Here is a 7005-nt window from a genome sequence, read left to right as displayed (position 1 = left end):
CGCCGTCGAGGCCGCCGCGGCGACGCCCGCCGGGGCGCCGGTCGCCGAGGGCGGGGTCGGCGCCGGTACGGGGGCGGTGGTGGGGTCGCTCAAGGGCGGTGTCGGTACGGCGAGTCAGCGGCTGGAGTCGGGCATCACCGTCGCCGCGCTGGTCGTCGCCAACGCGGCCGGATCGGCGGTCGATCCACTCACAGGGGTGCTGTACGGGCAGTACTACGACGGACGTACGGACCATCCCGCCACGGAGGTCCACGAGGCGGCGCTGCGGAGACTGGCAGAGGTACGAGCGCAGGGGGCTTCCGCTCCGCTCAACACCACGCTCGCCGTCGTGGCCACCGACGCCCAACTGACCCGCGCCCAGGCCCAGAAGCTCGCCGGCACGGCGCACGACGGCATCGCGCGGGCGGTGCGCCCGGTGCACCTGCTCAACGACGGCGACACCGTCTTCACCCTCGCGACCGGCCAACTCCCCCTCGCCGAAGGCGATCCGCTCGCCCTGAACGAGGTACTGGCCGCCGGTGCGGACGTGGTGACCCGTGCGATCGTGCGCGCGGTTCTGACGGCGCGCGGAATGACGGGCCCCGGCGGGACGTTCCCCTCGTACACGGATCTCTACGGCAGCGGCGGACGGAAACGGGTGTGAAAAACTTCCGCTACGAACGTCTACCTTTCTCCAAATTACGGACCCGATGTCAGCCCCAGGGGCTACGTTATGCAATCACCAAGTGACATGTGGCGACGTCCTGGAGAGCCAACTTGAACGGTCCGTACGAGACGACCGAGCCGACCGAGAGGCAGATCGAACGCCTCTTAGGCCGTGCGCTGAACTCCTTCGATCTGCCCGACACCCTGATCGAGCGGCTCCACGGCGCACTGGCCCACGCCAGTACGCTCACGTCGGCACACCACGGCGCCGGCCTGCACCGCGAGTTGTACCGGCACACGTATCTGCTCACGGACAGCAGCGCGCTCACCGTGTGGGAGCTGGTGCACAACGCCTGCCGGGACGGCGCGCAGGTGCACGAGCTGTACACGGAAGAGGCGGACGCCCGGCTCGCCGCCTCCCGGCTGGCCCCCGGCGGGAAAGCCGGTACGGGACCCGGCGGTGACAGCACGGCCGATTTCGGGGCGGGCGGTTTCGGCGCCGAGTTCACCCTGCTCGGCAGTCTGCTGGTGACGCCGGCCGCCACCCCGCAGCGGATGTACGTCGCGGACAACTCCCCCGACCACGCCCGCCGGGTGCTGCGCCGCGCGGAGAACCCGGACCGGCCGGGCGAGGGGACGGCCCGCCTGCTGCGTACCGCCTTCGCTCACCACATCGCGCAGGTCTACGGCAAGCAGTGCCAGATCGACGGCAAGAGCGTCGGATTCACCCTCTACGAGCACGCGTTCCTGCTGATCGACGGCTCGGAGACCAGCCTCTGGGAAGTCGAGCACACGGCCACCCCGGACCGCCGTCATATGTGTGAGGTCTACGAAGAGGAGAGCGCGGCCCGCGAGGCGATGCGGGTACGTTCCCGGGTCGGCCCCCAGGGCTGAGCGGCGGCCCAGGGCACCATATGGGCACCCGGGCCGCCCTCCCCCGCACGGCTCAGTGGTCGACGGCCGCCGCCCGCGCCCTGGCCGGCAGGGCGAACATGACCGCGAAGATCACCGCCAGCACCGCGACGACCCACCACAGCGCGTGCTGGAAGCCGTCCACGAACGCCGGACCCACCGGACCCTTCGCCCCGTCGATCACGCCGAAGAACACCACCGACACCAGCCCGAGCCCCAGTGCGTTGCCCATCTGCTGCGTCGTGTTGATGAGACCCGACGCCGAACCCGAGTGCTCGCGCGGTACGTCCGACAGCACGGCGTCCGTCAGCGGCGCGACGATCAGCCCCATCCCGAGGCCCATCACCACCAGCGGCAGGATCATCTGCCAGGTGTGGATCCCGGTGCCGTACCGGGCCGACTCACCGATGTACAGCAGCAGTCCGGCGATCATCAGCAGCGCGCCCGCCTGGAGCACCTTGCGGCCGAAGCGCGGCACGAGCTTCTGCACGGAGAGCCCGGCCGCCGTGGAGACGGCGATCGAGAACGGCAGTCCGGTCAGCCCGGCCCGCAGCGGTGTCCAGCCGAGCCCTATCTGCATGTAGAGCGTCCAGACCAGGAAGAAGATGCCGAGCGCGATGCCGAAGGTCAACTGCACGGCGATACCGGCGGCGAAGCTCTTCACCTTGAACAACGACAGCTCCACCAGCGGCGATCCGTCCTTGCGCGTCTTGTACCGCTCGTACGCCACGAAACCGGCGAAGACCGCCGCGCTGCCGGCCATGAGCAGATGTCCCCAGAGCGGCCAGCCCAGTTCACGGCCGCGGGTCAGCGGATAGATCAGCATCAGCAGACCGAGCGTCACCAGTACGACGCCCACCAGGTCGAGGCGCAGCGCCGTGGGCGCCTTGGACTCGGTGATGAACCTCCGGCCGAGGATCACCCCGGCGATCCCGACCGGCAGGTTGATCAGGAAGATCGGCCGCCACTCCAGGCCCGCGACGTTCCACTGCGTCAGCAGCGCGCCCAACAGCGGTCCCGAGACGGCGCCGAGGCCGACGATCGCGCCGAACATCCCGAAGACCTTGCCGCGTTCGTGCGCGGGGAAGGTCGCGTGGATGATGGCGAGCACCTGCGGCACCATCATCGCCGCCATGGCGCCCTGGAGCAGCCGGGAGGCGACCAGCATCTCCGGATTCGCCGCGAAGCCGCACAGCGCGGACGCGAGGGTGAAACCGGTGATGCCGACGAGGAAGAGCCGCTTGCGGCCGTAGATGTCGCCAAGCCTGCCGCCGGTGATCAGCCCGGCAGCGAAGGCCAGCGCGTACCCGGCGGTGATCCACTGGATCGAGCCGAACGAGGCCTTCATGTCGCGCTCGATGCTGGGGATCGCGATGTTGACGATGGTGACGTCGACCAGATCCATGAAGGCCGCCGTCATGATGACGGCCAGGGCGAGCCAGCGCCTGCGGTCCCCCGGGGCGGGGGCGACCGGCGCGGAGGCACCGGGCGTGCGGCCTTCGGGCGCGGGGTCGGAAGCCGTATCCAGTACGGCGGTTCGGGAACTCATGGGGCACACGCTAGAAGTCATCTAGGACAGGTCATGTCCTATACGGACCGCATCATGGGAACCATGACGGACACCCCGGCACGACTCCTCAGCCTGCTGTCCCTGCTCCAGACCCCGCGCGAGTGGCCGGGCAGTGAGCTGGCCGAGCGGCTCGGCGTCAGCCCGCGCACCATCCGCCGCGACATCGACCGGCTGCGCGACCTCGGCTATCCCGTCGAGGCGTCCAAGGGCGCCGTCGGCGGCTACCGGCTGGTCGCGGGGAGCGCCATGCCGCCCCTGCTGCTCGACGACGAGGAGGCCGTCGCGATAGCCGTGGGACTGCGGGCGGGGGCGGGCCACGCCATCGAGGGCATCGAGGAGGCGTCCGTACGGGCTCTCGCCAAGCTGGAGCAGGTCCTGCCGTCCCGGCTGCGGCGCCGGGTGTCGACGCTCCAGGCGGCCACCATGCCGCTCACCCGGGGCGACGGAGGAACGGTCGCCCCGCGCACCCTGACCACGATCGCGTCCGCCGTCACCGGCAAGGAGCGGCTGCGCTTCGGCTACCGCTCGGGCGACGGTACGCGTACGAAGCGGCAGGTCGAGCCGTACCGGCTGGTCTCCACCGGCTGGCGCTGGTATCTCGTGGCGTACGACCTGGGGCGGGCCGACTGGCGTACGTTCCGGGTCGACCGGGTCAGCGACCCCTTCGCCACCGGCTCGCGGTTCACCCCGCGCGAGCTGCCGGCGGGTGACGCGGCCGAGCTGCTGGGGAAGTCGATGGCCGCCCGGACGCGGGCACGGTTCGAGGTCGACGTGAGCTTCGCGGCGCCCGCCGACTTCGTGGCGGCCCGGCTGCCGTCGTTCCTCGGCGCACCGGCCCCGACCGGGCCCGACTCCTGCCGGCTGCGGACCGAGTCGAACGACTCGCCGGAGTGGCTGGCGCTGCGACTGGCCCTGGTGGACTGCGAGTTCACCGTCCACGCGCCCACGTCGCTGACGGACCATCTGAAGGACCTGGGCGCCAGGCTCACCCGCGCGGCCGGCCGTGCCGGGCATGGGTGAGCCCCGGCACCTGGGGGGGGTTGGTGCCGGGGCTCGTCTCAGGGGGCCGACGAATCGGCCGACGCGCACAAGCGCACTGTGCGGATACGGGTGACACTACGGCTGCGGAGCGGCTGCGTCACGCCGCCGCGTCGAAACCTGTGTCCCTGGCCATTTTCTTCAGCTCCAGAAGCGCGTGCTTCTCGATCTGACGGATCCTCTCGCGGGTCAGCCCGTGCTCCTTGCCGACCTCGGTCAGCGTGCGCTCGCGGCCGTCCTCGATGCCGTACCTCATCTTGATGATGGAGGCCGTGCGCTGGTCGAGCTTGCCGATGAGGTCTTCCAGCTCCTCGCTGCGCAGCAGCGTCATCACGGACTGCTCCGGCGAGACCGCCGAGGTGTCCTCCAGCAGGTCGCCGAACTGGGTGTCGCCCTCGTCGTCCACCGACATGTTCAGGCTGACCGGGTCACGCGCCCAGTCCAGCACGTCGGTCACGCGCTCGGGTGTGGAGTCCAGCTCCTTGGCCACCTCGGCATGCTCCGGGTCGCGGCCGTGCTCGCGGTTGAACTCGCGCTGCACGCGCCGGATCCTGCCCAGCTCCTCCACGAGGTGGACGGGGAGCCGGATCGTACGGGACTGGTCGGCTATGGAGCGGGTGATGGCCTGACGGATCCACCACGTCGCGTACGTCGAGAACTTGAAGCCCTTGGCGTAGTCGAACTTCTCCACGGCGCGCACCAGGCCCGCGTTGCCCTCCTGGATCAGATCCAGCAGGGGCAGGCCGCTGCGCGGGTAGCGCCGCGCGACGGCGACGACCAGGCGGAGGTTGGACTTGATGAAGATGTCCTTGGCGCGCTCGCCCTCGGCTATCAGCGCTTCGAGCTCTTCGCGCGAGGCTCCGCCGGCCTCGCTCTGGACGTCTCCTTCGAGGATCTGCCGGGCGAACACGCCGGCCTCGATGGTCTGGGACAGCTCGACTTCCTTTGCGGCGTCGAGCAGCGGTGTGCGAGCGATCTCGTCGAGGTACATGCCGACCAGGTCGCGGTCGGCGATCTCCCCGCCCACAGCGCGAACACTGCTTGCCGCGTTCGTTCCGCGGGTGGCGGTACGACGGGCGACGGCACGGGTTGCCATGCGAGCTCCCTTACTTGACTGAGTAGGTCGCGACACCCTCCCGGGTGCCCTGCATCTGTCGGTAAGAACGACTGGAATCCGGACAGAATTCCCCTGCGTGCCTGGATTTTTGTGATCATGCAGTACCCTGTCCCGCCGCAGGGAGGTACCGAATGGCACCCAGGGCCCGAGAAGTGCAGGTCAGGTCAGGAACGGAGGCCGACATCGGCCCGCTGACCGACATCTACAACCACTACGTCCGCGAGACCGCCGTCACATTCGACACCGTTCCCTTCACCCCGCGGGAGCGGCTGCCATGGCTGCGCTCCCACCCTGAAGACGGCCCGCACCGGCTTTTGGTTGCTCAGGATGTCCCGTCTGCCCGCATTCTGGGTTATGTAACCAGCAGCCCCTTCCGGGCGAAGCCCGCGTACTCCACCTCCGTGGAGGTCAGCGTCTACTGCGCGCCGGACGCCGCGGGGCGCGGCGTCGGCACGCTGCTGTACGAGGCGCTCTTCGCGGCGCTGGAGTCCGAGGACGTCCACCGCGCCTACGCGGGCATCGCGCAGCCCAACGAGGCCTCCGGGCGGCTGCACGCGCGCTTCGGCTTCCGGTACGTGGGGACGTACGAGGAGGTCGGCCGGAAGTTCGGCCGCTACTGGGACGTGGCCTGGTACGAGAAGCCGCTCGGCCGAGAGACCGGGGCACGGCGGCTCAGGCCGCCCGTCAGTCGCTCAGCCGAACTGGAGTGATCTCTTCGCCAGGCCCATCCAGAAGCCGTCGATGATGCTCCGGCCCTCACCCAGCTCGCCCTCCGCCGCTCCCAGCGTCACGAACAGCGGGGCGAAGTGCTCCGTGCGGGGGTGGGCCAGCCGCCCCGCGGGGGCCTTGTGCTCGAAGTCCAGCAGCGCGTCGACGTCCTGTGCGAGCAGCGCCCGCTGCCCCCAGTCGTCGAACTCCGCCGACCAGCCGGGCACCCCCGGACCGCTGTGCCGCAGCGCGGCGAGGTTGTGGGTGAAGAAGCCGCTGCCGACGATCAGCACGCCCTCGTCCCGCAGCGGCGCCAGCTTGCGGCCGATCTCCAGCAGCCGCTGCGGGTCGAGCGTCGGCATGGAGACCTGGAGGACGGGGATGTCGGCCCGCGGGAACATCTCGACCAGCGGCACGTACGCGCCGTGGTCGAGGCCGCGGTCCGGCACGTCCTGCACCGGCGTGCCCGCGCCGCGCAGCAATTTCCGTACGGAGTCGGCGAGTTCCGGGGCGCCGGGGGCCGCGTACCGCACCTGGTAGTAGTGCTCGGGGAAGCCCCAGAAGTCGTACACGAGCGGTATCGTCTCGACCGCGCCGAGCGCGAGCGGCGCCTCCTCCCAGTGGGCGGAGACCATCAGGATCGCCTTGGGGCGCGGCAGGTCCGCCGACCAGGCGGCGAGTTCCGCGGGCCACAGCGGGTCGTCGGCGAGCGGCGGGGCGCCGTGGGAGAGGTAGAGGGCGGGCATGCGCTCGGCGACTGCGTTCACGGCTCTTCACTCCCAGGTACTTGAGACCTCAAGCGTTCTCGGTCCCGAGACTAACCGAATCTAGTTAAACTTTCAATAACAGATAGGGTGCCTTCATGACCACGTCACCCACGGAGCCCCGCTGGCTCAGCGACGAGGAGCAGCGGGTCTGGCAGGCCTATCTGCATGCCACGACCCTGCTGGAGGACCATCTCGACCGGCAGCTCCAGCGCGACGCCGGGATGCCGCACATCTACTACGCCCTGCTC

7 protein-coding genes and 1 pseudogene are annotated in these 7005 nt (G+C 70.0%); 5 read left to right on the top strand and 3 right to left on the bottom strand.

Translation table 11 applies throughout. The features are described 5' to 3' along the window. Positions 1-643 (top strand): P1 family peptidase (locus HY68_RS45080; protein ID WP_041988706.1); only part of this gene is annotated, 643 nt, incomplete at its 5' end. 113 nt (positions 644-756) lie between these two features. Next, entirely contained in the window at positions 757-1539 is a 783-nt protein-coding gene (locus HY68_RS14060) for a DUF6227 family protein (RefSeq protein ID WP_041988704.1), read from the top strand. Positions 1540-1591: 52 nt separating this feature from the next. Here the strand turns inward: HY68_RS14060 and HY68_RS14055 are convergent, their stop codons facing one another. Beyond that, positions 1592-3106 carry an MFS transporter gene (locus HY68_RS14055; protein ID WP_041988702.1) on the bottom strand — a complete coding sequence of 505 codons (1515 nt, stop codon included), beginning with the start codon at positions 3104-3106 and terminating at the stop codon, positions 1592-1594. Between the two features lie 63 nt (positions 3107-3169). Between HY68_RS14055 and HY68_RS14050 the strand changes: the two genes are divergently transcribed. Next, the gene (locus tag HY68_RS14050; protein WP_041996037.1) at positions 3170-4147 is read left to right on the top strand and encodes a YafY family protein; all 978 of its coding nucleotides are present in this window, start codon (positions 3170-3172) and stop codon (positions 4145-4147) included. Positions 4148-4265: 118 nt separating this feature from the next. Here HY68_RS14050 and HY68_RS14045 read toward each other — a convergent pair whose 3' ends face one another. Continuing rightward, complete coding sequence (locus HY68_RS14045; protein ID WP_041988700.1) at positions 4266-5261, bottom strand: sigma-70 family RNA polymerase sigma factor; 996 nt, start codon at positions 5259-5261, stop codon at positions 4266-4268. A gap of 152 nt (positions 5262-5413) precedes the next feature. On the opposite strand from HY68_RS14045, the gene HY68_RS14040 reads away from it, so the two are divergent. Then, positions 5414-5992: a GNAT family N-acetyltransferase gene (locus tag HY68_RS14040; RefSeq protein WP_041988698.1), complete on the top strand. Its 579-nt coding sequence runs from the start codon at positions 5414-5416 to the stop codon at positions 5990-5992. Here HY68_RS14040 and HY68_RS14035 read toward each other — a convergent pair. Next, positions 5975-6757: a class III extradiol ring-cleavage dioxygenase gene (locus HY68_RS14035; protein WP_107070082.1), complete on the bottom strand. Its 783-nt coding sequence runs from the start codon at positions 6755-6757 to the stop codon at positions 5975-5977. The genes HY68_RS14040 and HY68_RS14035 overlap by 18 nt on opposite strands. Positions 6758-6852: 95 nt before the next feature. Here HY68_RS14035 and HY68_RS14030 point away from each other — a divergent pair. Next, positions 6853-7005, top strand: a pseudogene (locus HY68_RS14030) (MarR family transcriptional regulator); the annotation flags it as partial.

This window comes from Streptomyces sp. AcH 505 (assembly GCF_000818175.1).
In the GTDB taxonomy this organism is placed as follows: domain Bacteria; phylum Actinomycetota; class Actinomycetes; order Streptomycetales; family Streptomycetaceae; genus Streptomyces.
Note: the sequence above shows the minus strand (reverse complement) of the source record. Positions and strands in the feature narration are given on the sequence as shown.

Coding starts and splice junctions, on each gene's coding strand:
- HY68_RS14050 (WP_041996037.1), top strand. CDS start 3,170: ATGACGGACACCCCGGCACGACTCCTCAGCCTGCTGTCCCTGCTCCAG.
- HY68_RS14045 (WP_041988700.1), bottom strand. CDS start 5,261: ATGGCAACCCGTGCCGTCGCCCGTCGTACCGCCACCCGCGGAACGAAC.
- HY68_RS14040 (WP_041988698.1), top strand. CDS start 5,414: ATGGCACCCAGGGCCCGAGAAGTGCAGGTCAGGTCAGGAACGGAGGCC.
- HY68_RS14055 (WP_041988702.1), bottom strand. CDS start 3,106: ATGAGTTCCCGAACCGCCGTACTGGATACGGCTTCCGACCCCGCGCCC.